25 protein-coding genes and 1 tRNA gene are annotated in these 25163 nt (G+C 64.3%); 10 read left to right on the top strand and 16 right to left on the bottom strand.

What is annotated here, in order from left to right:
- Positions 1–245: 245 nt before the first annotated feature.
- The 3 genes from E4634_RS13410 (at position 246) to E4634_RS13420 (ending at position 3001) form a co-directional block, all read left to right on the top strand.
- The gene (locus tag E4634_RS13410) at positions 246–719 is read left to right on the top strand and encodes a CBS domain-containing protein (protein ID WP_135444719.1); all 474 of its coding nucleotides are present in this window, start codon (positions 246–248) and stop codon (positions 717–719) included.
- The gene (locus E4634_RS13415) at positions 719–2059 is read left to right on the top strand and encodes an ArsB/NhaD family transporter (protein ID WP_135444721.1); all 1341 of its coding nucleotides are present in this window, start codon (positions 719–721) and stop codon (positions 2057–2059) included. Before E4634_RS13410 ends, E4634_RS13415 begins: the two co-directional genes overlap by 1 nt.
- A 192-nt stretch (positions 2060–2251) precedes the next feature.
- The gene (locus E4634_RS13420; RefSeq protein WP_167854913.1) at positions 2252–3001 is read left to right on the top strand and encodes a class I SAM-dependent methyltransferase; all 750 of its coding nucleotides are present in this window, start codon (positions 2252–2254) and stop codon (positions 2999–3001) included.
- Positions 3002–3218: 217 nt separating this feature from the next.
- Here the strand turns inward: E4634_RS13420 and E4634_RS13425 are convergent.
- From E4634_RS13425 to E4634_RS13450, 6 genes are all read right to left on the bottom strand, one after another.
- Positions 3219–3295 (bottom strand) — tRNA-Pro (locus tag E4634_RS13425).
- Between the two features lie 165 nt (positions 3296–3460).
- Positions 3461–4177, bottom strand: coding sequence for a phosphocholine cytidylyltransferase family protein (locus tag E4634_RS13430; protein WP_135444725.1), 717 nt, complete (start codon positions 4175–4177; stop codon positions 3461–3463).
- The gene (locus tag E4634_RS13435; protein WP_206046883.1) at positions 4174–4818 is read right to left on the bottom strand and encodes a gamma-glutamyl-gamma-aminobutyrate hydrolase family protein; all 645 of its coding nucleotides are present in this window, start codon (positions 4816–4818) and stop codon (positions 4174–4176) included. Before E4634_RS13435 ends, E4634_RS13430 begins: the two co-directional genes overlap by 4 nt.
- Positions 4815–7130: a PEP-utilizing enzyme gene (locus E4634_RS13440; protein ID WP_206046884.1), complete on the bottom strand. Its 2316-nt coding sequence runs from the start codon at positions 7128–7130 to the stop codon at positions 4815–4817. The genes E4634_RS13435 and E4634_RS13440 overlap by 4 nt, the downstream gene beginning before the upstream one ends.
- Before the next feature lies 1 nt (position 7131).
- Positions 7132–7695, bottom strand: coding sequence for an adenylyl-sulfate kinase (locus E4634_RS13445; protein WP_135444727.1), 564 nt, complete (start codon positions 7693–7695; stop codon positions 7132–7134).
- Positions 7696–7817: 122 nt separating this feature from the next.
- A complete protein-coding gene (locus E4634_RS13450; protein WP_135444729.1) occupies positions 7818–8483 on the bottom strand; it encodes a hypothetical protein in 666 nt (221 codons plus the stop codon).
- A gap of 488 nt (positions 8484–8971) precedes the next feature.
- On the opposite strand from E4634_RS13450, the gene E4634_RS13455 reads away from it, so the two are divergent.
- Both E4634_RS13455 and E4634_RS13460 read left to right on the top strand, forming a co-directional pair.
- Positions 8972–10135 (top strand): sulfotransferase domain-containing protein, encoded by a 1164-nt coding sequence (locus tag E4634_RS13455; protein ID WP_135444731.1) that lies wholly within the window; start codon positions 8972–8974, stop codon positions 10133–10135.
- 75 nt (positions 10136–10210) lie between these two features.
- Positions 10211–10978, top strand: a complete 768-nt coding sequence (locus E4634_RS13460; RefSeq protein ID WP_167854914.1) for a class I SAM-dependent methyltransferase — start codon at positions 10211–10213, stop codon at positions 10976–10978.
- Between the two features lie 31 nt (positions 10979–11009).
- Here E4634_RS13460 and E4634_RS13465 read toward each other — a convergent pair whose 3' ends face one another.
- The gene (locus tag E4634_RS13465; protein WP_135444735.1) at positions 11010–12377 is read right to left on the bottom strand and encodes a DUF2254 domain-containing protein; all 1368 of its coding nucleotides are present in this window, start codon (positions 12375–12377) and stop codon (positions 11010–11012) included.
- Between the two features lie 149 nt (positions 12378–12526).
- On the opposite strand from E4634_RS13465, the gene E4634_RS13470 reads away from it, so the two are divergent.
- Entirely contained in the window at positions 12527–13039 is a 513-nt protein-coding gene (locus E4634_RS13470) for an MOSC domain-containing protein (RefSeq protein WP_135444737.1), read from the top strand.
- Positions 13040–13124: 85 nt separating this feature from the next.
- Here the strand turns inward: E4634_RS13470 and E4634_RS13475 are convergent, their stop codons facing one another.
- Positions 13125–14018, bottom strand: coding sequence for a LysR family transcriptional regulator (locus tag E4634_RS13475; protein WP_240725185.1), 894 nt, complete (start codon positions 14016–14018; stop codon positions 13125–13127).
- A 121-nt stretch (positions 14019–14139) separates the two neighbouring features.
- Here E4634_RS13475 and E4634_RS13480 point away from each other — a divergent pair, with 121 nt between their 5' ends.
- From E4634_RS13480 to E4634_RS13490, 3 genes are all read left to right on the top strand, one after another.
- Complete coding sequence (locus E4634_RS13480) at positions 14140–14688, top strand: carboxymuconolactone decarboxylase family protein (RefSeq protein ID WP_135444739.1); 549 nt, start codon at positions 14140–14142, stop codon at positions 14686–14688.
- A gap of 66 nt (positions 14689–14754) precedes the next feature.
- Positions 14755–15219 (top strand): nuclear transport factor 2 family protein, encoded by a 465-nt coding sequence (locus E4634_RS13485; protein WP_135444740.1) that lies wholly within the window; start codon positions 14755–14757, stop codon positions 15217–15219.
- 6 nt (positions 15220–15225) lie between these two features.
- A complete protein-coding gene (locus E4634_RS13490) occupies positions 15226–16113 on the top strand; it encodes a pyridoxamine 5'-phosphate oxidase family protein (protein WP_135444742.1) in 888 nt (295 codons plus the stop codon).
- Positions 16114–16197: 84 nt separating this feature from the next.
- On the opposite strand, the gene E4634_RS13495 is transcribed toward E4634_RS13490, so the two are convergent.
- From E4634_RS13495 to E4634_RS13515, 5 genes are all read right to left on the bottom strand, one after another.
- Positions 16198–16668, bottom strand: a complete 471-nt coding sequence (locus E4634_RS13495; RefSeq protein ID WP_135444744.1) for a DoxX family protein — start codon at positions 16666–16668, stop codon at positions 16198–16200.
- Positions 16665–17453: an HvfC/BufC family peptide modification chaperone gene (locus E4634_RS13500; protein ID WP_135444746.1), complete on the bottom strand. Its 789-nt coding sequence runs from the start codon at positions 17451–17453 to the stop codon at positions 16665–16667. Before E4634_RS13500 ends, E4634_RS13495 begins: the two co-directional genes overlap by 4 nt.
- Positions 17446–18294: an MbnB/TglH/ChrH family RiPP precursor modification enzyme gene (locus E4634_RS13505; protein ID WP_206046885.1), complete on the bottom strand. Its 849-nt coding sequence runs from the start codon at positions 18292–18294 to the stop codon at positions 17446–17448. Before E4634_RS13505 ends, E4634_RS13500 begins: the two co-directional genes overlap by 8 nt.
- Before the next feature lie 40 nt (positions 18295–18334).
- The gene (locus E4634_RS13510) at positions 18335–18625 is read right to left on the bottom strand and encodes a BufA1 family periplasmic bufferin-type metallophore (RefSeq protein WP_135444750.1); all 291 of its coding nucleotides are present in this window, start codon (positions 18623–18625) and stop codon (positions 18335–18337) included.
- 221 nt (positions 18626–18846) lie between these two features.
- The gene (locus tag E4634_RS13515; protein ID WP_135444752.1) at positions 18847–19296 is read right to left on the bottom strand and encodes a YHS domain-containing (seleno)protein; all 450 of its coding nucleotides are present in this window, start codon (positions 19294–19296) and stop codon (positions 18847–18849) included.
- 264 nt (positions 19297–19560) lie between these two features.
- Between E4634_RS13515 and E4634_RS13520 the strand changes: the two genes are divergently transcribed.
- Entirely contained in the window at positions 19561–21348 is a 1788-nt protein-coding gene (locus E4634_RS13520) for an ABC transporter transmembrane domain-containing protein (RefSeq protein ID WP_135444754.1), read from the top strand.
- Between the two features lie 6 nt (positions 21349–21354).
- Here the strand turns inward: E4634_RS13520 and E4634_RS13525 are convergent, their stop codons facing one another.
- The 3 genes from E4634_RS13525 to xrtE all read right to left on the bottom strand — a co-directional run bounded on the left by E4634_RS13525 (position 21355) and on the right by xrtE (position 25009).
- Positions 21355–22209, bottom strand: a complete 855-nt coding sequence (locus tag E4634_RS13525) for a PA4780 family RIO1-like protein kinase (RefSeq protein ID WP_135444756.1) — start codon at positions 22207–22209, stop codon at positions 21355–21357.
- 70 nt (positions 22210–22279) lie between these two features.
- The gene (locus tag E4634_RS13530) at positions 22280–23215 is read right to left on the bottom strand and encodes a TauD/TfdA dioxygenase family protein (protein ID WP_135444758.1); all 936 of its coding nucleotides are present in this window, start codon (positions 23213–23215) and stop codon (positions 22280–22282) included.
- A gap of 153 nt (positions 23216–23368) precedes the next feature.
- Positions 23369–25009: an exosortase E/protease, VPEID-CTERM system gene (xrtE, locus tag E4634_RS13535; RefSeq protein ID WP_135444760.1), complete on the bottom strand. Its 1641-nt coding sequence runs from the start codon at positions 25007–25009 to the stop codon at positions 23369–23371.
- Between the last annotated feature and the right edge of the window lie 154 nt (positions 25010–25163).

Genomic DNA, 25163 nt, shown 5'->3' on the forward strand with positions numbered 1-25163 from the left:
CTCTCTAACCCGTCAGGAGCCGGGTAGAGGCAGACGGAGCTGGGCCATGCCCTCCAGGGACTTTAAAGGAGGCTCGCTTTACTGACGGTTCCGCGAGTCTGGGCAACACTTCCTTGAACGAAAACTCCCTGCAACGAGAGCTTCCTGCAGCCAGCAACCACCCAACCGACTTGTCAGCCCCCGCGCATTCCCCGAAACTGAACATACAACCAATCCCGACGGACCAAGCCGGGGGAGCGCCAGCCGTGGCCAATAGCGATTACGTCAAGTGCAGCGACATCATGCACACGCCTCCGACCTACCTGTACGTGGACAGCACCGTGCAGGACACCATCGACATGCTGCTCGAACACCACATGTACGATGTGCCAGTGGTGGACCGCAACGAAGTCTTCGTCGGCGAAATCAGTATCCGGCGCCTGGCGGGACTACTGCTGCCGACCAGTCTCAGCATGGAACAGGGGCTGATGAACACCAGCTTTATGCGCGAGACCCTGGAGGATATTCGCCAGCGACTGCACAAGGCCAGCGGCAGCCCCATCGAACCCTATCTGAACAGGGATACCGTGGTGGTCTACCCGGACTCCCCGCTCATCGACGCGCTGATGCTCCTCTACCACAAATTCATCCGGATACCGGTGGTCAGTCGCGAAAACGGCCACCTCGTCGGGGCGATCTCGTTGATCACCCTGCTGCGGTCGCTGGAAGAGGCCGACTGATGGCCGCTGCGGAGCCAGCCTCGATCATCATGGGGCTCGACCCGGTGTGGCTGTCGTCGGCCATTTTTCTTTTGACTTATATTCTGCTGGTCTCCGAGCGCGTGCACCGCTCTGTCGCCGCGATGTTCGGCGCCGGGCTGATGATCCTCAGTGGCATCATCACCCAGGACGACGCTTTCGACGGCGTAGACTTCAACACCATCTCGCTACTGGCGGGCATGATGATCCTTGTGGGCATCACCCAGCGCACCGGTGTTTTCCAGTACGTGGCGGTGTGGGTGGTGAAAAAGGCGCGGGGCAACCCACAGGGCATACTGCTGTCCCTGGCGACGGTGACGGCCGTCTTCTCGGCGTTATTCGACAACGTCACAACCGTGCTGCTGATTGTCCCGGTTACCCTGCTGATCGTCGAGAAGCTGGAGTTGTCCCCCTACCCTTTCCTGTTCGCCCAGATCTTCGCCTCCAACATCGGCGGCACAGCGACGCTGATCGGCGACCCGCCGAATATCATGATCGGCTCCGCGGTGGGGCTCACCTTCGCGGATTTCATCACCGAACTGGGTCCCGTGGTGCTGGTGATACACGCCTCGGTGCTGGCGGTTCTCTACCTGATTTGGCGCAAACAGCTGATCAGCAGCGCTGAAGCGCGAGCGCGGATCATGGCCTTCGACGAACGCGGGTCGATAACCGACCCGAGATTGTTGCGTCAGTCGCTGTCGGTGATGGCCCTGGTCATCGCGGGTTTCATTTTTGGCGAGCACGTTGGGCTGCTGTCAGGCAGCGTCGCACTCGGCGGTGCTGCCCTGCTCATGCTCCTCTACACCGCAGGCAGGAACGGCAAGGAGCAGTCCACCCGGGTGGACGGGATTTTCTCGGAACTGGAATGGAGCACCATCGTGTTCTTCATGTGCCTGTTCATGATGGTGCACGGCCTGAGCGCCAGCGGCGTGCTCGACCTGCTGGGGCAGCATATGGTCGCCCTCACCGGCAGCAGCCTGGAGGCCACCACGTTTGCCACCCTCTGGCTTGCGGCCTTTGCCTCGTCCATCGTCGATAACGTACCGTTTGTCGCCACCATGATCCCCGTACTGGAAAGCACCTCGCCCTATCTCGGTGGCGAGGAAGCGATGGGGCCAGTGTGGTGGGCACTCTCCCTGGGGGCGTGCCTTGGCGGCAACGGCACGCTGGTGGGCGCTACCGCCAACATCATCGTGGCGGGATTCGCCGAACGCGCCGGCTACCCGATCAGCTTCCTGCGCTTCCTGCTGCTGGGGCTGCCGGTCATGTGCCTGTGCGTTGCTATCGCCTGCATCTATCTCTACCTGCGTCATTTCGCGTGAACCAGGCATGCGCCAGGCCAATCTGTCCAAGGGCCGTAGAACATATTGCAGGGCCACATGGTGTATAGGGCTCCAGGCTTTGAGGCAGGTCAGCCCACAGGGCGAGCGCCATGCGCTGGTCATCGGATACGATGGGAAGCTAACAGGATAGTTAGCGGCCAAATCGACACAATAAAACAAGGAGCTTGCGAGATGAGAGAATTCGACCGCGACCTGCTACCGCCCGAGCAGTTCCAGATTATGAGATACAGCGAGAGGGCCTTCCAGGCGGTCGGCAGGAACCACGCCAATTACTTTATCAACGAGCTGGGCCTTAAACCGACCGACCATGTACTCGAGATTGGGTCGGGGAACGGCCGCATTGCCAGCGCACTGGCAGGCTACCTGGAGGGGGGAAGCTACACTGGCGCTGAGATCATGGAACCGTTCGTGGAGTGGTGCCAGACAACCTATAGGCACTATCCAAATTTTACGTTCCAGCATATCGACGTGTACAACAAGCACTACAACCCCTCATCTTCCACGCATGCCTGCGACTTCAGGTTTCCCTTTGACGACAATACGTTTGACTTCATCTACCTCACGTCCGTGTTCACTCACATGCACGCCAAGGACGTCGACAATTACCTGTCCGAAATCCACCGTATGCTGAAGCCTGGCGGCACGGTTTTCATCACCTACTTCCTGATCGACGAAGCGACCAAAGCGCAGATAGAAAGCGGGGAATCCAGGCGCAAGTTCAGGTTATTCGAGGAGCATTCCTACACAGACAACCCGAGGAAGCCCGAGGCGGCCATTGCCTTCGATATACAGTTCATTCGATCGCTGTATGAGCGCAATAAGCTGAAAATCGTTGACGTCTCGCTGGGTAAGTGGCGGTCACCAGAAAAAGAAAAACATATCGGACACAACCAGGACCGGGTTGTGGCGCGAAAAGGGTAGCAGGTGTTTCCTTGGGTGCAGTTGTCAGCTTGTGTATGGCTTGCACTTGCGCCATGACGCAGCCGGTCTCGCTGAACCTGCCGGTACCGGCTGCCGTGCCGTCACTGGTAGCGGCACAACGGGGGACACCCAAGCCACCATGGAATGCAGTTGAATAGAAAAATCTTAGTATAAACAGCTGCTTACGGGGGTGTCTGGATATGGCCAGACAGAGAAATGGTCGGTGTGAGAGGATTTGAACCTCCGACCCCTTCCTCCCGAAGGAAGTGCGCTACCAGGCTGCGCTACACACCGAGGATTTGAGGCGCGCAACTATACCAAAAGGCCCCACAGAGGCCAAGAGCTTCATTAAGATGATTCGCCTCGCTCATGGAGCCCCCTTGCCGGGCCCCAAATCACCCACATCCACCGGTTGGCACCCCCCGTCCGGCGAACACGCCGGGCCTGGCAGTCCCCCGCTCACCCCTGAAACAACCCGAGGTCTTCCGGGCTATCCACCTCGCCCCATTCCCCCGAGTACTCCACGACACCTACCGGCACCCGACCGGCCTCGAGCACGCGCTGCAGCGTGCCCGTCATGTGCATGGCGTCGCGCTCCACCTGCGGCAGCGCCGCCCGAATCCGCTGCACCTCAGCCCACCCCGCCGGTGTGAAACGGAGCAGGCCCATGTACTGCCCCTGCACCTCGTCCACTGAGCGCGGCGTATTGCCGATCTCGGCCAGGCTGCCGTCGGGTTTCAGGCGGAAGGTCTCGGCATCCGCCAGCGGGTCCTCGAAGCGCTGGGCCCACTGCTGCAGCCAGTGCCGGTCGTAGGTGATCGCGATATCCGCCTCGCTGGCCAGCAGCGCCCGCGGAGCGGAGGCGTCGAAGAAAATATCCGCGTAGCTCACAATGCAGGGGCCGGATTCCAGCCAGTCGCGAGCGCACTCCAGTGACGAGACCATATTGGTCTGCGCCCAGCGCGCATTGTGGAATTCGGTGAGGCCGCGGCCGGCGAGCAGTTCGCGCCGGTAGCCGGTCACGATCCCGATCTCGTCGATACCTGCTTCCCACAACGCGTTCAGCTGCCAGTCGAGCAGCGCCCGGCCGCGCACTTCCAGCAGACACTTGGGGCGCTCGTCGGTGAGGTCGCGCATGCGGCTGCCGCGGCCGGCGGCGAGGATGATCGCTTTCATGCTGTCGCCCCGGCGTTTAACAGTGCCCTGAAACGGGCAATGTCCACTTCGGTAAGATCAGACTCTCGCTCCGGGTGCCACATCCAGCCTTCCCAGGGCAGGCTTTGGTGCCGCACGGCCTCGATCACGCCGTCCGCAGAACGCGCCGCCACAGCAAACTCCGGCGGTACTTCCGCCACGGCCTGGTTGTGATAACTGTTCACCTCGGCGGGCCAGTCCGCCGCCACGGCGCCTGCTTCAAACTGCAGGGCATGCCGCGTGGCCACGTGCCCGGTAACAGCCGCCAGCGATCCACCCGCCCACGCCAGCATCATCTGCATGCCGCGGCAGATGCCCAACAGGGGCAGGCGTTCATCACTGGCATAGTCGAGCAACGCTGACTCTGTCTTATCCCGCTCGAGCACCTCGCCGATCTCGTTGCCGCCGGAGAGCACCACGGCGGCCGGTTTGATCGCGCCCAGCCAATCCCGCGTGGAGGCCGCAACTTCGCTAGACCCCAGCGCATTGGGTACGGGTATTGCGCAACACCCTGCGGCAACCAACCACTGCACCAATCGCTGGTCCAGCGCATCGCGGCGCTCACCCCGTTCCGGCCACAGGTCCACCCGTTGGCTCACCGCCACCTTTCTCAGTTCACTCACGCCAACACCTCCACCCGCCTGGCCGCGCAATCCAGCCGCAGCCGCCGGGCCTGGGCCCAGTGCCGGTAGGACGCTTCCCCGCAGCCGATCACCGCCGGCAGGCCCAGCTCGCCGGCGCGAATTGCCATGTGCGAGTTCACGCCGCCCCAGGCGGTAATCAACCCGGCGATGGCGTGGGAGAACAGCCAGTCGAAGCCGGGGTCGGCGTTGGGAATGCAGACGATGCGGCCTTTCAGGTCACTGCCCGCATCGCAGTCGGAAACCGGCGCAGTCACCTGCTTCTGGGTGATGAAGTTGGGTTCGGTCTTGCCCAGCTCGAAGGCCCACACGCTCTCCGGATTGAGGATGACCGGCGGCAGGGCCACGCGCAGTGTCTCCTGGTACTGCGCCTTGCCCTGCTCGATGGAGCGCATGAGCACCTCGGCGGGGTCCGCGGCGGCGATGTGCAACTCCTGCAGCGCGCCGATGTGGCAGTAGGCCATGTCCTCGCGGCTGATACCATGCTGCTCGGCGTAGGCAGCAGCCAGCGACAATGCATCCGACAGGTTGCGCGTGAAGTGGAACTTGGCCAGCTCGCGCAGCTCGATACCCGAGCGAATGAAACTGAACAGCTCCTGCGCGCTGCAATGCAGGCCGTGTTCGCGCAGCAGTGCCTCGGTATAAGTGGCCTGCTGTTCACTCGGCACGAAGGCTGGCCGGTGCGCCGGCGCCGGCGGCTTGTTGGCCCAGTCGAAGTACAGCTCCGGCGCTTCGTCGTAGCGCGGGGACAGGATGTCGTAGGTGCCGGGACGCAGGTGGCCGTACTTGGCCAGGAACACATCGCGTTCCAGCGACGCCATATCGTGGCCGAGCTGGCCACTGACGGTGGTCAGCCCGCCCATGAACGCGTCATAGTCCGCCTGGGTGAACACACCCACCGCCAGCAGCGAGCGCAGCATCTGCACCGCCACAAAGCCGGCCCGCGCCAGGCCGGCAAAGGGCAGCGTGCCGTAGCGCTTGGCGTCCTCGAGCAACCAGTAGATGCGCGCCAGGGTGTCCAGACCTGAGCCCAGCAGCACCTCGCGGCGCCGGTTCAGGGTCTCCAGCTTGGCGGCATCGGTTTTCCACAGGCCGGTCTCGGGGTGGACGATCCCGTTGGTCAAGCGGCGCAGGCTGTGCGCCAGCAGTGCCTGCTCGTTCTCCCGAAACCCGGCCTCGGCCAGGCGCTGCACGCGCTGCGGAAAGTCCAGCGTGTAGCAGGAGAACACGATTTCGAACTCCACCTTGTCGTGCAGTTCGGGCTCCGCCAACAGGCGGTCGATGTAATAGTCGACCAGTCGTGCGGCCAGCGTATCGTCGAGATCCGCGGGCACGAAGGAGTTGAACGACAGGCGCACGTCCACGTAGGGCAGCCCAAAGAAGTGCGGCATCAGCGGAAAGCTGCGCAGGTTGCGGTAACCGTAGTTGTTGCGCTGGTAGGCCCAGATGGCGTCGGTGACAAGATCGCGGTAGAGCGACAGCGACAGCGGCTTGGGACGAATGCCGATAATCTCGCCGGGGTTCCAGTCCGGCATCACGCCGTATACCGTGCGCCGGCCCATAAGGAACGGGTGTTCGCGCATACCGCGCTCGACCTTCTCCGCGATCAACGCCAGGCGCCGGGCCTGGGCCTCAGGGGACTCGCTGGTGCGGGCAAGATGCAGCGGACGGACCTGCAGCAGCCAGAGCACGTCGTTCCCAGCTTCACGGGTAACGGCAAATTCGCAATCCAGGGGCACCTCGCCAAACAGGCCCTGCAGTTCCCGAATTAGCGGCACTACACCGGCTATCTCGTCTGGCGGACCATAGGGCGACAGCGCCGCGCCCTGCCAGGTGCGGCCGCCGTAGCCGCCGGTCACGTAGCCGGTATCGCCGCCCTCGCTCCAGTTGGCGACGATATACGGCGCGCAGGTGTTGGGGTCGTGAGAAAAGACCACCCCGGCGCGCTGCACGTCCTGCAGCATGGGCTGCACCAGCACTTCGTCTTCTGCCTCGGGTGTACCATAGGAAGTGATCACCTGGTCAATGGACTGCGGCAGGTCTGCCGGGGACACGTTGAGCAGGCTGAGGAACTCGCCGGCATGGGAGGCGCCGGCGCCGTCTTCGCGCCGGCAACTGGAGCGCACGATCAGCGGGCCATCACCCAGCGAAGACGCAATCTGCGACAGGCAGCGCTGTGCATCCTCGCGCCACTGCGCCACGGTGAAGTAAGCCAGCGGTGCAATGCGGGCGCCGCGCAGGCTGCCGCGCAGCCGGGCGAGGTTGCCGGCCTTGGTGGTCATCACCTGCGTCACCCTACACGGCTCCCGAGTCGGGTGACGTCGACAGTACGGCGCGCAGCACGGCTTCCGCGATGGCCTCGGGTGACTGTGGCGTACTGAAATCTACCGTCAGGTCCGCAGCCTCCGGTTCGTCTACCGGCATGTCGAGGCCGGCCACCTGGGTTACCTCGCCGGCATCAAAGCGCGCGTACAGCTGCTTCGGGTCGCGGCGGCGCAACTCCGCCTCCGGTACCTTGAGGTACACCTCGAAGTACCCCGGCAGGTGCTCGCGGTTCCACTGGTGAATCTCCCTGAACATGGAGATGGTGGCGATAACTACGGTCACGCCCTGCCCCGCCAGCACCTGGCACAGGTGCGAGTAGCGGCGCGCAAGTTGCAGGCGCTCCTCGCGGCCGTGATTGGAAGCGCTCCACCGGGCCGCCCCGAACACCGCGCGCAACTCGTCGCCATCGAGCATGACCGCCGGCAGCGCTTGTTCACGCAGCCGCGCCACCACAAGATGGGCGAGCGTGGTCTTGCCCGCGCCCGACAGCCCGGTAATCCAGATCACTTGTCCACTAAGGGCGTTCGAGTCCATAGCTCGCGTGCCAGTCTCCCAGGTGACGACCTCCGCGACGGAGGCCAAAAATGCGGCCGGCGCTCCCCGATCAAACCGGATCGACACCCGCCCGATGCCGGACAGGTAGCCGCGCCGGTGCACTAGAAACGGTTTGCCGTGGCCAGGAACGGGGGGAAATAGTCGCCGATCTTGTCCTGCTCGGTCAGCCGGTACAACAGGCCGTGGGACCCTTCAAAGCCGTCGTGGATATCCAGGGTCACGCCGGGGCTGTCGGCGTAGATTTCCGCGAACTCGCGATCGCCATCGTTCTCGCGGGCGAACAGGATGCGGTAGTCGGTCACGCCGTTATCGTCGGCGAGCCTTTCCAGCAGCGCGGCTTCGGCCTGCTTGGCAGTCTCCATCGTGGCCGTGCGCGGCGAGAAGGCCCAGACGGTATTCGCCCTGAGCATATGGCCGAAATACAGGGCGCCGTAACCTCCGCTGGAGTTGCCGATGCAGTAGACCTCCTCGATCTGCGGCTGCGACTCGATATGCTCGACCAGCCAGTCCGAGAGCGCATCCAGGCTGTCGATACTACCGCCGACACCCTGCAGGTAGTTGTCGTTGTTCGGGTCGCGTATCCAGGTGACGTTGCGCGAGCCAAGGCCTGTGGCGCGCAGGAACTGGATGGGCGGAACGCCGCCGATACTGCCGCCGGCCATCATAAAGCCGGCGCGGCCGCTGAAAATAATGAAGAGCTGTGCACAACGCGCTCGGGCGAGGGAGATGATATTGCCCTCGCTTTCTTTTTTTACATCTCTGTTCATACCTGACCGGAAAACCTGAAGTGATTGGAAGCTTGCGAAATTATTCTGGCCTCCTGGTCGCCATACTGGACGTAAAAACGCCCCCAGCGACGAACTGGAGAACCAGTTGATCACTAAATAAAGTAGCACCAATTTCGCATTTGCGGTTAACGGTTGATTGGTCGCCCTGCCGGAAGCCATTCACCCATGCACATCGCGGCGAGTGTGGTCTATAGTTATCGGGGGGCCTGACTACCGAAACCACCACACAGCGATGCTCGAGGCACTTGGAACAACAGTGCCATGGAAAGGGCGTGATGGCGCAGTTGCGCCACGAACGAAATCAATACGCACCTGGGGAGCACGACCATTTCCACGTCAACCACGCCAATGTTTATGGGCGGTAGCTTTTTGACACCACCACACTCTTGCCGCCTGCGTTGTAGCCTGCGCGAGACCGGGCCATCCCGCCGCTGTAGCCTTACCCGTCGCGCCTGAAGGTTCTACCGATGTCACCCACCACGATCTACTTCGCCTCGCCCCTGGAAGCCTCGGGCGCCTCCTGGCTGCTCAACTGCTTTCTCGAACTGGATATCAAGATCCTGCACAAGCCCGCCGTGGATAACGTCTGGCCGCGCTCAAAGTCCGACCTATCCCGGTTGTGGCAACCAGCTGGCGAGGGCTGTTCACTGCACCCCAACGTGGAAATCCTCAAAAAGTGGCTGCCGACCTTGCAGCAACGGGATACTTTCACGTTCCGCGACGATATCGAAGTCGAGTACATCCAGGAATTCCCCACGGCGCGACACCGGGGCCAGCGCGCGATTTACTTTGTGCGTGACCCGCGCGACGCGATCTATTCCATGTACCGGCGCATCTCCCCGGACCTGTCGTTCACCGACTTCCTGAATTTCCCTAATCCCGACTCCCTGCTCAACCGTGTCGACCACTGGCGCCTCAACATGCTGTGCTGGCTGGCGCATGAGGATATAGCCGTGTTCCGCTTCGAGGACTACAAGCAGGATGCGAAGGCGCTGCTGGAGCGTATTCTTGGCCACCTCGAACTGGAATACAGCGACGCAGACATCCAGCGGGCGATCGATAACTCCAGCATCGAAAAGGCCAAGGAAGCGGAGGCGCGTTACAAGGCGATGTACCCTGGCGATACCGAGGTCGCCAATCGCGCCGGCAAGGTCGGCGACTGGAAGGACCGGGAGGATATCGAGGAAGGCATCGCGATTATCGAGGCAAAGACGCGGGACCTACTGGACACACTGGGCTACGCCCACGAAAGCGGGGCGCCGGCCGCGCCTGAGCAGGACCCTCTCGCCACACTGCACAAACTCGATTTCTTGCAGGCAATCGCCCTTCCCACCGGTTTCAACCGTGCCGGACCCGGTGACGGGCCCATCGCCTACCTGCGAGACATCGCCGAATTTGCGGCTAGCCTGGACGAGCCGACCCTGCGCGCGTCGAACCTGTCCTCGGCCGAGATCAGGCATTTGCTGGACAGCCTCGAGGAGTTCGGCAAAAACTACGGCCTGGACAACAGCGCCCGCATCGCCGCCCTGCGCGAGGCCTTCGCCCAGGGGTCGACCAATTTCCTCGGCCGCATCAGCGAACTGCGCGCCAGGCGCAAACGCGCGCTACCGGACACGAGCACGGATGCCTGACAGCCGGTAGCGCATACCCAAAACGCAACTAGAAAATGAGCGCTGCGGCGCTGGTAAACCACACTGGAGAAAACCTTGAGCACACATGCATCCGATTGGGACTATTCCGAGCAGGCCCCCTACTACCAGTACCGCCCCAATTACTCGCCCCTGGCCATCGACACACTGCTGGAAAAACTCGCCGTCCCCAGGGATGAAGGCTTCCTCATCGCGGACGTGGGCGCGGGCACCGGCAACCTGACCATCATGCTCGAGGAGCGCGGCTACACACCAATCGCCATCGAACCCAATGATGCCATGCGCGAAATCGGCATCCAGCGCTCGGCCAGCAAGCCCACGCGCTGGCAGGCGGGCACCGGAGAAGCGACGGGGCTGCCAGACAAATCGGTGCAGGCCTATCTCATGGGCTCATCGTTCAATACCACGGAGCGCGACACCACCCTCAAGGAAGCCCACCGCGTACTGGCAGACGGCGGCTGGTTCGCCTGCATGTGGAACCACCGCAGCCTCGAGGAAGACGAAATCCAGTCCAAAACCCAGGCTGTACTGAAGTCCTTCTTCCCCGACTACACCGGCGGCTCGCGCCGTGAGGACCAGCGGCCCATCCTCGAGGCCTCGCCGTATTTCTCCGACGTGCACTACCTCGAGGACAGCTTTACCGTGCAACAAACCAAGGAGCACTACCTGCTGGCCTGGCGCTCGGTGCGCAACCAGTTCTGGGACCTGCGCAGCGACGAGGGCAAGGCGCTGTTCGAGCAGGTAATGGCGAAGATGAGCGAGGTGTTGCCGGACCCGGTGCCGCTGACTTATACGACGCGAATCTGGTACACGCAAAAATCATGATCCATGCTGCGCATGTGACACAAGCGCAGGCTTACTTAAGTACTGGAGCGCCGACGGGTTCGCGGTGGAGCGCCGCAACAACGGCATCGACCTGCTGCCCGGACGCGCCAGCGTACAACTCGATCATTCGATTCAACTGTTCTATATCCAATTCGCTGAACCCATCCACCCGTAGCGCAGCGACAAAATCTTCCACATACCGGGTCAGCGCGGCGCGCTTGCCATCGTCGATACCCGCGTACGCCACATTGGCACAGGCGTCCAGCAGGCGGGCCAGCACCATCACATCGTCCATGGCGTACTGCCGGATAGGGGTGAGGCAGTCATACAGCACGCGGGAGAAGTCCGGCTCGAAATAGTAAACGCGGACCGTGCCATCCTCGCTGCGCTCCCCATCGAAGCCCGGGTGCTGCGCGTACTCCACCAGCAGCATGGACAGCATATCCAACACGCGCATGGCGGTCCCGGGGTCGTTGATCCCCGGGCTCAGGGCCTTTACCGCAATTTCCGACAACAGCTTGAAGCCGAACAGGAAATGGTCGTCGGCGAAGTCCTCGATGTAGTAATCGAAACAGTCGAGCAGCTTTCCCTGCCTGTCGTCGTCGAGTTCCCGGCTCAACCGGAACAGCGGCCGGCCCTTTGCGACAAACTCGCCCCGCTGCACCAGGGTGACCAGCACAAGGTCCTCGGCCTCGAGTTGTCGCAGCAGCTCGCCGCCGATGACGCGCTTGAAGTAGCCGGTGTGCCCGCTGTGTACCGCGGCCCACTGCTCGGTATCCGGCGGGCTGCAATCGCCGCGCGCCATGTCTTCCCGGATACTCGCCACCCGCCGGCGCAGGTTCCTGCGGGTTTCCAGGAATATCGACTCGACGATGTGATCCACCTGTATCGAGCGGGTGATCGAGTGGATGAAGTTCACGAACAGCACGAGGCAGGCGATGCCGAAGGTAATCGCAATCATCACCGCGAGACCGGGCACGGCGTCGGCGCCGGCTTCGCTGTGGATGGACGCGATCAGCAGCAGGGAGTAGATGATGGTGCCCAGGTAAACCCCGAGGCAGACCTGGTGCTGTTTCTTGGTGACCAGGCCCGGTATCACCCGCGGTGACAGCGTCGCCGACGCGCGGGTGAGCACGACCATCACCATCGAGAAGCTGAACACCGCCAGCGAGATGACGCCGCCGACCAGCGCGCTGAGAATGGTCCGCGCGTTGTCCGCGTCGGACACCACCACGATGCCGAGGTGGCGCTCCAACCAGTCGGCAGCGGGCGAGAAGTCGACACTCACCATGAACAGGCACAGCAGCAGCATAGCCAGGGAGATGACCACTGGAATCAGCGCGATACTCTGGCTGACCCGGGTCATGACGCGGTCCAGCGCATTGTTCACTGTCGGCACTGCGGGGTCTCCTTAAGCGGATTGCTGCAACACACTAAAGCACCGCCCGTCTCCGGGCACAACCAGCGCCTTGCACAACTCGCAGCGCGCACAACCAGTACCAACAACCAAACTGGTAAATCCAGGCATTCACAATCACACTACCACCCATGCGCAAAAGCCCCCTCGACAGATTCGCCCGCGACCTTCCCCCCGGCACCCTCAACTGGATCGGCCTGCGCAGCGCGCGCCGCGGCGATGTGGTACCGGTACAACAGGCACAGGCCCTCGCCACCCTCGGCCTGGAGGGCGACCACCGCACAAGCAAGGCGCCCGGCTCGGCCCGCCAGGTCACGCTGATTTCCGAGGAGTTCATCGCGCAGATCGCGCACTACAGCGGCCACGAGACCATCGACCCGGCCCTGCTGCGTCGCAACCTGGTGGTGCGCGGTATCAACCTCAACGCCCTGCGCCACCAGCGCTTTCGTATCGGCGGGGCCGAGTTCGAGGCCACCGCCCTGTGCCACCCCTGCTCGCGCATGGAGGAAGCGCTGGGCAAGGGCGGTGTCGCGGCGATGCTTGGCCATGGCGGGCTGTGCGCGCGTATCCTGCACAGCGGCCTGATCCAGGTGGGTGATCTACTGGAAGTGTGCCCCCAGGAAGAGGAAGGCGAATCGGCCTAGACGCACACGCGACGCTTTTGCGCTCGCGCTCGCGCTCGCAGCGAGCCAGGATTCCCAGGCCGCCTGAATCCAGGCACTACACTACTCACTGAAGCAGCGCATTCCCCCGCAACCGCTCCACCGCCAGATCCACAAACGCCCGGATCTTCGCGTTCGCCTTGCGCCCCTCCAGGTACACCACGTGCACCGGCAGGGTCGGCGGCTCCAGGTCTTCCAGCACCAGTTGCAGGCTGCCCGCAGCCAACTCGTCCGCCACCTGGTAGGACATCACCCGGGTCAGCCCCAGTCCCATCACCGCGGCCTTCACGGCGTCGGAATTCTGGTTGCACTGGAAGCGCGAGGCGACCTTGACCTTGTGCTTGCCGAAGGCCCAAACGGTGAGCGGTTCCACCGCGGTGGCGTGGATAAGATCGTGCTCGGCGAGGTCCGCTGGAGACTGCGGCACGCCGCGTTCGGCAAGGTAGGCTGGGGACGCGCAGACAACGCGGCGGATGTCACCCACGTGGGTGGCGAACAGGCTGGAGTCTGCGAGGTTGCCGATGCGGATGGCCACGTCCAGGTTCTCCTCCAGCAGGTTGGTCACCCGGTCGAGGAACAGGGAGTTGACCGACACCTTGCCGTGGGCCATGACGTACTCGGCGATAATCGGCACCACGTACTTGTGGCCGAACAGCGATGGCGCGGTCACCGTCAGCCGTCCGCTGGGCTCGGAGAAGCTGCCGGTCACCGCCGCCTCGGCCTCCGCCACGCTTTCGAGAATCGCCTTGGCATGGGTGTAGTAGCGCTGGCCTGAATCCGTAAGCCGAACATGGCGGGTGGAGCGGTGGAACAGGGGTACGCCCAGCGCGCTCTCCAGCCGCGCCACCGAGCGGGTGACCGCCGGCGCCGAGAGGTCCAGCACGCGGCTGGCGTCCACAAAACTCCCCTCCTCGACCACCGCGGAAAACACCCGCATGGCCTCCAGTTTATCCATCGCCATGTTTCATCCCCCAGATCACTATTGCGATAATATTAATAGTGAAGTGTATTGCGGGCCAATTATTTACAACCGCAAAGTACGCAGAATGATCTCCGTTGACTCGACAACCAAGGAGATCACGATGTCACATATACCTACCCCCGCAACCATCGAGCAGGCCCCCGAGGCTGCACAACCCATCCTGCAAGGCGTACAGGCGGCGCTGGGCTCGGTGCCCAACATGTTCCGCCTGGTCGGCAACAGCCCGGAAACCCTCAAGGGCTATTTGTCACTGAGCAGCGCCCTGGACGAGGGCAGCCTGAGCCCGGCCACCCGCGAGCGCATTGCGCTGGCAGTGGCGGAGCTCAACGGCTGTGACTACTGCCTCGCCGCACACACCTACCTCGCCACCAACGTGGCGCGGCTCACCGAGACCGAGATCCTCACCAACCGGCACGGTTCCTCCGGGGACAACCGGGCGGCGGTCGCCGTCGAGTTCGCGGCGAACCTGGTGCAGCAGCGCGGCGCGGTGCAGCGCGAGGACGTGCAGGCGGTGCTGGACGCCGGCTATAGCGCGGCCGAGGTACTGGAAATCATCGGCCATGTCGCCCTCAGCACCCTGACCAACTACATCAACTCGGCGCTGGCGACAGCCGTCGACTTCCCCGCGGTCAGCGACCTCGCCGCCTGACCCCCATGGGTGGCGGGCCCTGCCCGTCACCCCTTTCCCTTTCCGCAACCCCAGGAGGACAAGCCCATGAGCAGACCCCCGCTACCCCCCTTCACCCGCGACACCGCCATCGAGAAAATCCGCCTCGCCGAGGACGGCTGGAACAGCCGCGACCCGGCGAAAGTCGCACTGGCGTATACCGAGGACAGCCGCTGGCGCAACCGCACCGAGTTCGTCACCGGCCGCAGCGCACTGCAGGCGCTGTTGCAACGCAAGTGGACCCGCGAACTGGACTACCGCCTGGTCAAGGAACTGTGGGCCTTCGACAGCCACCGCATCGCCGTGCGCTTCGCCTACGAATTCCACGACGACGCCGGCCAGTGGTTTCGCGCCCACGGCAACGAAAACTGGGAATTCGACGACAACGGCCTGATGCGCCGCCGACTGGCGAGCATCAACGAACACCCCATCGAGCACAGCGAACGCCTGTTCCACTGGCCCCTGGGTCGCCGTCCCGACGCCCACCCGGGGCTGTCCGAACTCGGCCTGTGAAATACCATGCCGACACTTTTTCACCCGGGCGAACTGTGGGTGCAGGAACGCCTCGGGGTCCGCGAAAGCGTGGACAAATGGGCCGGCCGCGCGATCCGCTCGCGCATGCCGGACCAGCACCGCAACATGTTCCGCCAGTTACCCTTCCTGGTCGCCGCCGGCCGTGACAACCGCCACCGTATCTGGGCGACACTGCTGACCGGTGCGCCGGGTTTCATCCAGTCCCCCGCCGATACCCGACTTCACATCCAGGCCCGGCCCCGCGCCGGGGACGCACTCGATCACGCCTTCACCATAGGCGCCGACATCGGCCTGCTCGGCATCGACCTGGCCAGCCGGCGGCGCAACCGCGCCAACGGGAACGTGACCAGGCACACCAACGAAACCATCGCGGTCGGTGTGCGCCAGTCCTACGGCAATTGCCCGAGCTACATCACACAGCGCCAGTGGCGACCGGTCGAGCGGGCACCACATGCCGTGCACACCGCACGCGCGTCTTCACTGGATATCGCGACGGCAGCCTGGATACGCCACGCGGATACGTTCTTTATCGCCAGCGGTGCAGCGCGGGATGCGGCAGAAGCCGGCGGCCTGGACGCCTCCCACCGCAGCGGCCCGCCCGGCCTGGTCGAGGTGCTCAGCGAGCGCGAACTGCTGTTCCCGGACTACGCGGGCAACAACTTCTTCAACACCCTCGGCAACCTCGTGCTCAACCCGAACGTCGGCCTGCTGTTTATCGATTTCGAGCAGGGCAGCCTGCTGCAGGTGAACGGCTGCGCGCGCATCGACTGGGATTCACCCGAGGTCGCCCGACGCCCCGGCGCCCAGCGGCTGGTGTCAGTCTCCGTGGAAGAAGTCGTCGTCCAGCGCTGCGTGCTGCCACTGCGCTGGTAACCCAGCGAGATCCACTCGCCCCCGGACGTAACCAAAAAAAACCGCCGGCAATCACCGGCGGTTCAGGAGTACGCGCTCCGCACCTCATACCTGGTGGGAGGTATGCCGTACAACCAGGAAGTCCAGCAGGTAATCCAGGGAGAATCTGCCCGGCCCCCAGACGATGATCACGAACAGGGCCAGGCCCCACAGCAGGTGCTGACCCATGGCCGCCGGCGGTACGAACTCGAGGCTGATCACCGCTACCAGGTTGACGAGAAACAGCCCCAGCGCGGAGCCGCGGCTGAACAGCCCCAGGGAGAGCAGCACCGGAAACACCAGCTCGCCGAAGGTGCCCATCAGGGCGGCAAGTTCCGGCGGCAGCAACGGCACGGCGTACTCCTCCTCGAACAGGAACAGGGTCGTGCCCCAGTCCTGGATTTTGAGTAGTCCGGCGGGAAAAAACATCCAGCTGGTGTACAGGCGCATGCCCAGCTGGCTCAGGCTCTGTAGTTTGTTGACGGGATAGGCGATCACGGCGTTCAGGCCGCTCAGCCTCGCTATTGCGGTGTTCATGGTTGGTCCTCTGGGTTGGATGAAATTGGGGACAGCCCGGTGACGAGCTGCTCTCGGATAACCTCTTCAAGCCACTGCTCGAAGGGGAAGCTGTTCGCCGGCGCGCTATGCAGCGCGTCGGCCAGGGTGACCGCGCCGCCGTCGAGCAGGCGCAACCAGTGAATTTCGTCGTCCGCCACCGCGCGCAGGCGGGTGCGCAGGCCCTGGCGCCAGACCAGCGCGGTCTCGCCGCGGCCGCTCTCCAGCATCGCCGCAGCGACGCGCAGGTCGGGTTCAGCGGGGTTGTCGGCGTGGGCGGTGTGTATGGCGACAACGGGGTAGTTCGAGGCCAGCACGGCGATGCCCGGCGCGGCGTCGAGACAGACCTCCAGGGAATCCGCGTCCTGCAGTGCGGCAAAGGACGCGTAATCCGGCTGCGAGTCGGCAGCGCGCTGGGCGCAGTGCAACAGCCAGTCAAGGCGCGCGCAGTCCGCCAGGTAAGGGTGTTCCATGCCAGGTTGCTGGCCCGCAAGCCATGCGGGAAAGGCGTCGCCCCACTGGCCCCAGTCGAAAACCCCGCGGCCATGGTCAGCGAGGAACTCGCCGGCCAGCAGCGCCAGCCGCGAACTGCCGAGCAGGTAGCCCACGGTGGAAAAGCTGATCGCCAGCGCGCGCGCGGCGCCTGCCAGCAGGTTGCGGCGGTAGATGGCGAGGCCGCGGGCATCGACGCCCGTCATTGGCCGGCCATGGACCAATGCCTCCAGCAGTAAGCGCTGCCCGGATTGAACGCCGAGAGATTCAGGCATGGCGCTCTCTCAGCAGGCGGCGCGCGCGCTGCGCCTGCTCCAGCAGCACCTGCCATGTCGGCAGCTGCGTGTCCCACTCCACGAGAGTGGGCTTCGGACCCAGCACGGCGAGCAGTTGCTCGTAGCCGCGCCACACCGGCTCCGGCACCTCGGTGCCGTGGTCGTCGATCAACAGGTCGCCCTCGGGCTGCGGTGTGCTGCCCGCCAGGTGAACCTCGCCGATGTGACGCGCATCGAGGCTGGCAATCACGCGGATCACTTCAAGCTGCGGCTCTAAGCCGGCATTCACCGCGTTCACAAAAATATTGTTGAGGTCGAGCAGCAGGCCGGCGCCGGTGCGCTCGCACATTCGCTGCAGGAACTCGAACTCGCCCATGGTGCTGTCGGGCCAGTTCAGGTAGGCCGAGAGGTTCTCGACCAGCAATTGTCGTCCCAGCACCTGCTGCACGCTGTCGACGTTGGCGCAGAACTGCTCGAGCGCATGGTCGTTGTAGGCGATGGGCAACAGGTCGCCAGCGTGCAGGCGCTGCCCGTCAGTGCCATGCCAGGCAAAACAGGCGTGATCGGACACCAGGATGGGGTCGATCGCATCCACCAGCCGGCACAGGCGGCGCAGCTCAGTCGCGGGAGGCGCTTGCTCGCCGCCCAGGCCAAGGCTGGTCGCATGAATACTCACGTCGAAGCGCTGGCGCACCTCGTGCAAAAGGGAAAGTGCGGGGCCACCGTCCATGTAGAAGTTTTCCGCGTGCACTTCGACAAACTGCAATGCAGGCGGCTGCGACAGCGCATCTTTGTAATGCGGATGGCGCAGGCCTACACCTACTGCGGGTTCGAATTGCACTGTCTGTACCTGTTGCATGGCGGTGACCCCGGTGGCTCGCTCAGCGCTTGGCCTGGCGTTCGGCGAGGATCTTCTGCGCCTGCACCTTGGAGTGTCCTCCCAGGGATTCGCAGGTGCCCTTGTCGACGACCTTGTATTCGCTGATGTCGAAATCCACGGTGGATTGCGCGGCACAGGAGTGCGTGCCCGCGAGGTTGGCGCAGTCGTTCTGGCCGGCCTCGGCGATGCCGTAGCACTTTTCCTTGCCGGCGGCGAAGGACGGCTGGGCCATGGACAGTGCGCCGGCGACGACCGCGGCGAGGGCGGCTGCAGTAACTACTCGATTGTTCATACTCTTCTCCTGGAAGTGGGATTGTTGGTGTCGGACATCCGACGTTGTTCATGCTAATAAACGCGAACGCCCGGATAACTGGTCTCGACGTCAGTACAAAATTGCCGTGTGTGAAATAGTCCGGGTGAAACGCGTTAAATCCGCAGATGTTCCCCGCATCCCGCAACGAAAAACGCCGCCGCCCCTGGGGGACGGCGGCGCCGGTAGTGGGACCGCTGCGCTTACAGCTCGGTGGGGCTGACGTTCTTGATGCGCTTCCAGTTCTTCGCGCCGTCCTTGATCATGGTGTCGGTGTCCTGCAGCCACAGGTCCTGGATCTTGGTGTCGAGGTTCAGGTACAGGGTGTCGTCGACAATGCGCCATACTTCCGGATCACCGGCGAACTTCTTGCCCTTGGCCACGCCGAAGGCGCAGTAGCCGTTGTAGGCCGGCACGTATTTCGCGGGGTTGCTGGTGAAGGTCTCCTTGTTCTCCAGCGAGGCGAACAGGTAGGTGGCGCCTTCGAAGTCCGCCACGAAGTGGCCGGAACCGCGCACCGGGCGCTTGTTGACGTGATAGGACACCACGTCGTAACCCCATACGGCAGGGGTGCTGTGGCTGACGTCCGAGGCGAAGGCGCTGACCGAGAAGATCAGGCCGGCGAGTAATGCCAGGATGGATTTCATGTTCATGTCTGTGCTCCTCATTTCTACAGTTGGTTAGTGCAAATCAGTTAATGCAGGTTTGAAAGTTGGTCCGAAAGTCCCGGGAACCATGTCGCTCAACCTGGAATCCACTGTAGCGGCGACGCGCCGCGAGAAAATTGGTGAAGACGGCAATACACTATTGCGCATACGGTAACGCGCAGTGCAGCAACACTGCGCCCACGCTGAATTTCCGCTAGGCTTTGCCATCGGCGTGCGAGCGCCACGCCTCAACCAACCACGGCCCTACCCATGACTGCCAACGGCAAACCGAGAAAGCTCTCGGCCCTGACCAAACTGATCCCGTTCCTCCTGCCCTACAAGCGCCAGGCGCTGGGCGCCGGGGCGGCGCTGGTGTTCACCGCCGCGATCACCCTCACCCTGGGCCAGGGCGTCAAGATGCTGATCGACGAGGGCTTCGTCGCCGGCTCCACCGGCGACCTCAATCGCATCACCGTGTTGATGCTCGGCCTGATCGTGCTCATGTCCGTGGGCACGTTCATCCGCTTCTACCTGGTGTCCTGGATCGGCGAGCGGGTCACCGCGGACCTGCGCAAGGCGGTGTTCGACCACATCGTGGAACTGCACCCGGACTACTTCGAGACCAACCGCAGCGGCGAGATCATGTCGCGCCTTACCACCGACACCACCCTGCTGCAGAACATCATCGGCTCCACCGCGTCGATGGCCCTGCGCAGCACGCTGACCACCATCGGCGGCATGCTCATGCTGGTCATCACCAACCTGAAGCTGAGCCTGTTCGTGCTCGGCGGCGTGCCGCTGGTAGTACTGCCGGTGATCCTGTTCGGACGCCGCGTGCGCAAGCTCTCACGCCAGAGCCAGGATTCGGTGGCGGATGTCGGCAGCCACGCAGGCGAGACTATCCAGCACATCAAGACAGTACAGAGCTATACCCGCGAGGACACCGAGCGCGCGGCCTTTGGCGCCGACGTCGAGCGCGCCTTCGCCATTGCACGGCGGCGTATACGCCAGCGCGCGCTGCTCATGCTCACGGCGATCCTGCTCGCCTACGCCTCCATCACGCTCATGCTGTGGGTCGGCGGCAGCGACGTGCTGCGCGGCTCGATGAGCGCGGGCGAACTCGGCGCCTTCGTGTTCTACGCGATCATCGTCGCCGCCGGCGTAGGCACGCTATCGGAAGTATTCGGTGAATTGCAGCGCGCCGGCGGCGCCACCGAGAGGCTGATGGAGTTGCTCGCCGAACGCTCGCATATCGCGCAGCCGGACACGCCCGTGGAAGGCGTCGACAACCTGCCGGCGACCATGGCCCTGCAGGACCTGACTTTCAACTACCCCACGCGCCCGGACACCCCCGCGCTGCAGTCGGTCAACCTGCATATCGAGGAAGGCAGGAGCCTGGCGCTGGTCGGACCGTCCGGTGCCGGCAAGTCCACCGTGTTCGAACTGCTGCTGCGCTTTTACGACCCGCAGCAGGGCGCCGTGCTGTTCGGCGGCCGCGACATCCGCGAGTTCCGCCTGCACGACCTGCGCTCGCAGATCGCCCTGGTGCCGCAGCAACCGGCGCTATTTACCGGGGACGTCGCCTACAACATCCGCTACGGTCGCATCGACGCCAGCGACGAGGAAGTGATCGCCGCGGCGAAAGCCGCCTACGCCCACGAGTTCATCGAGCGCCTGCCGCAGCAATACGCCAGCCATCTCGGCGAGAAAGGCGTGCGCCTGTCCGGCGGGCAGCGCCAGCGTATCGCCATCGCCCGGGCGATACTCAACAACCCGCGCCTGCTGCTGCTCGACGAGGCGACCAGCGCGCTGGATTCGGAAAGTGAACAGAAGGTACAGCTGGCGCTGGAGCAACTGATGCAAGGGCGCACCACGGTGATCATCGCCCACCGGTTGTCCACCATCCAGCACGCGGACCGTATCGCGGTGCTGGACCACGGCCAGGTGGTGGCCACCGGCAGCCACGAGGAACTGCTGCGCAGCTCGGCGCTCTACCAGCGGCTGTACAGTTTGCAGTTTCGCGAGGCGGAAAGCCCCGGGGAGGAAGCGCCGGCGTAACCGGCCTCAGTCGTCGTCGGCCTCGCGCAGGCGCTCCTGGCGCTCCTGCTCCTCTTCCAGCGCCGCCTTGATGGCGAGCATCACGCCGTCCACGTCCGCGGCGCCGGCGGCGTCGGTGAACTCGCCGCTCAGTTCGCTTTCCGGGGTCAGCTCGCCGTCCTCGTACAGGTCCCACATTTCGTCGGCGTAGCGGGTCGCGGCGAGCTCGGGGGCGTACTGGCTGTAGTAGGTGGTGATGTTGTCCACGTCGCGCGCGAGCATGGCCCGCGCGTTGTTGTTGGCGGCGGCGTCCACCGCCTGCGGCAGGTCGATGATCACCGGGCCGTACTCGTCCACCAGCACGTTGAACTCGGAGAGGTCGCCGTGCACCATGCCCGCGCAGAGCATCAGCTGGATGTAGTGCATCATCAGCGCGTGGTCTTCGCGCGCCTGCTCGGGGCTCATGGTGACGTCATTCAGGCGCGAGGCGACGTCGCCGTCGGCGTCGACGATCATCTCCATTAACAGCACACCGTCGAAGCAGCCGTAGGGTTTGGGCACGCGCACACCGGCGCGTTCCAGCCGGTACAGGGCGTTGACCTCCGCACTCTGCCAGGCTTCCTCCTGCTGCTCGCGGCCGAAGCGCGAGCGCTTTTCCATGGCCCGGGCGCGGCGGCTGTTGCGCACCTTGCGCCCCTCCTGGTACTGGGCGGCCTTCTTGAAGCTGCGCCGGAAAGCCTCCTTGTAGACCTTGGCGCAACGCACCTGGCGGCCGCAGCGCACGGCGTAGACGCTCGCCTCCTTGCCGCTGAGCAGGGCGTAGAGGACCTCGTCGATGATGCCGTCTTCGATCAGGGGTTGCAGGGCTTTCGGGGGTTTCATGGCGCACTTATACCCCACCCGTGCGGGGTGCTCCAGCAATAACTGGATTACCCCGCGATTGGCAGTGGGGTCAGGCCACGGTCTCCGCCCGCGCCTCGTCCTCCCACCAGCCGTGGCACAGGTCGCCCTTGATGGTGGTGCGGTGGATCTCCCGCGGCTCCTCGGGGTTGCTGCCGGTAGCCTCGTGCAGCACACGGGTGTTGTCCCACACCACCATGTCGCCGGGCTGCCACTCGTGGTAGTATACCTTCATCACGCGCTGCGCCTCGTTCCAGATCTCGGCGAGCTGCTCGAAGGCGGCGTCGCTACGGTCGCCCTCCAGTCCGCGGCAGCCGTAGGGACACATGTGGAACACCTTCTCGCCGTCCGGTCGCGTCCACACCGCCGGGTGCACCGCGCAGCGGCCGTTCTCGTTTTCCTGGCTCAGCGTGTGGTCGTGCTCCTTCACCAGGCGGAAGTTCTCCGGCAGGCCAAAACGCTGCCGGTCGTAGCGCAGGTCCAGGTTGTACAACACATTGAGCTGCTCCGCCTTCGCGCGCAGTGCCGGGTCCATGTCGTTGAGGATCTGGATTCCGTCGGTGAACGCGGTGCGGCCGCCGTCTTTCGGGGTCTTGATAGAGCGCAGCACGGCGGCGTACATCATCTCGTTGTTGTAGGCGTGGTCGAAGTGCCAGGGCTGCCAGGTCACCAGCGGCTTGCCGTCGATCTCCACGATGCAGGAACCGGGGCCCGTGGCGATCACGATCACGCCGGGCAGCTTGTCGCGGTCGGCGCGGTCGACGGCATAGACCGGGTGCTCCTTGAGCGGGCCGAACACCGTGCTGAGCTTCACCTGCATGTCGCTGGTCTGCTCTACCTCCCGGCACACCAGTACGCCGCGCTGGTCCAGCGCCTCGCGCAATTGTGCGCGTACGTTTTCATCGTCCAGCGCATCGCGCGTGACGCCGGTTACGCGGGCGCCGAATGCGAGATCCTCCGCCAGCGGTGCCACTTTTATTGTCGTCATAGCTTCACCTCCCAGGGACAGGACTTCGGATTCTATGCCCGGGGGACTCACAAAACTTTGTTTCAAATCAATTCGGGGCGACCCGGGGACGCAGGGACAGCGGTCGGAATGCCCATTGCGGCACCCGCAATTGCCCGCACAGGCAGGCCGGATCTACAGCAGTGACCAGCTCCCGGTCGCGAGTGCGAAGACCACCAGCAGGCCGTTGGTGAGGGCGTGGCAGAGGATGGCGTCGCCCACGTGCCGGGTGCGCAGGCGCAGCAGCGCGTAGCACAGGCCGGCGAGCGTACCCGCCAGCCAGGCGCTGTGCAGGAAGCCGAAGGCGAGTGAGGAGACCACCACCGCGACCCAGGAAAAACGCACGGCCCCGCGTACGCTGACCTCCTCGCCGGACAGCCGGCACAACAGGTAGGCGCGAAACGCCAGCTCCTCGGCGATGGGCACGGTGACGACGGTGCCGACAATACGCAGTGCCAGCCACCAGCCGCCCCAGGGCCCCAGCGCATCGAGGGAGGACTGGAAAGCGGCATCGGCCTGGGCATCGCTGCCGAGCAACGCCACCCAGAGCACGGCAACCAGTACCGCCACCGGCAGCAACAGCGGATTGGGCCGGTAGGGAAACAGCGCCAGCGGCCGCCAGACCCAGGCCAGTACCCCCGCCACCACGAGCACCCGCAGCGGGTACCAGGTGTTGAACTGCGCCACCAGCGCGGAATCCAGCAGGGTGACCGCGAGCAGGGCGATCAGCGGCAACAGCGTCGCCACCGGCAGGTTCAGGGGCGCGGCGACGGCGCGCGGCGCGCGGTGGAAAAAACGCAGGTTGTTGGCCAGCCACAGCACGCCGAGGGAGACCAGGATGAAGGTGATCCAGCCCGCCTGGGAGTGAAACCCGCCGATCGCCACCTGCGGCGACCAGTAGTGCCCGATCGCCACCAGCGCGGCAATGCGCACCCCGTTGAGCAGCCAGATCACCGCCGCGCCGAGGGGGAAAAGCGCCAGGGCGCGGGGAAAGCGCAGGGAATCGCGCTCCAGGTAGAGGTACAACCCGACGAACACCGTGACCAGGCCGATGCCCTCCAGGCCGGAACAGGGCGGCCCGACCTCGGCGATGAAGTCGCCCAGGCCGATGAGTTTTTTCTCCGGGTACAGGAACAGCAGGTCCGGGTTCACCAGGTGCAGGAGACTGGCCGCCAGGCTGAAGGTGGCCCCGGAGAGCAGGTCCCAGCCGCGCTGGCTGGCCAGGCTGAACACCACGACCACCGCCGCTGCCAACAGCGCCAGCAGCAGTACCCGCCACTGCCCGGCGAGAAAATCCACGAGCTGCGACCAGCGCACCACCACCAGGCACCACAGACCGCCGGTAGCCAGCGCCGCAGCGAGCCAGCCGGCGTAGTACAGGCCGGGAACGCCGGCGCGGGCATCACCCGGCGGAAACACCAGAGCGGTCATCGCCAGCAGACAGGCGTAGGCCGCCAGATGAGCGGCGAAGAACAGTGCAAAACGCGCCGGCTGCAAGCCCCCGGCAATAGCCCGGCCCGCCGCGGCCAGGTGCTGGCGGTAAACAAACAGCAGGATAAAGGCGACCACCACCGCATACTTCGCCGCCCAGCCCATCAGCGAGAACATCGCAGGCACCAGGCCGTCGGCCGACTGCCCCTGCGCCGACCAGGCATCATAGGTGAAACTGATGTACAGCACCTCGGCCACCAGCGACAGCAGCGCCACGCACAGGCCTACGTAGCCCGCGGCTTCAGCGCGGTGGGGAGTCAGGAGAGGGCTGGAGACAGTCGGCATGTTTTGCGCAGGGCATGGTTTGCGCAGGGGACTGTTTGCGCAGGGTAATAGGGGTAGCAGCCGACAGCCCGCTCACGGCCGGTGCCGACCGCGGTGGGCATCAGGAGAGGGATGAGCCGCCCGGCGTGCCTGAAACCGGCCCGAGAGGGGCCGG

The sequence above is a fragment of the Mangrovimicrobium sediminis genome (assembly GCF_004745945.1).
In the GTDB taxonomy this organism is placed as follows: Bacteria; Pseudomonadota; Gammaproteobacteria; order Pseudomonadales; family Halieaceae; genus Mangrovimicrobium; species Mangrovimicrobium sediminis.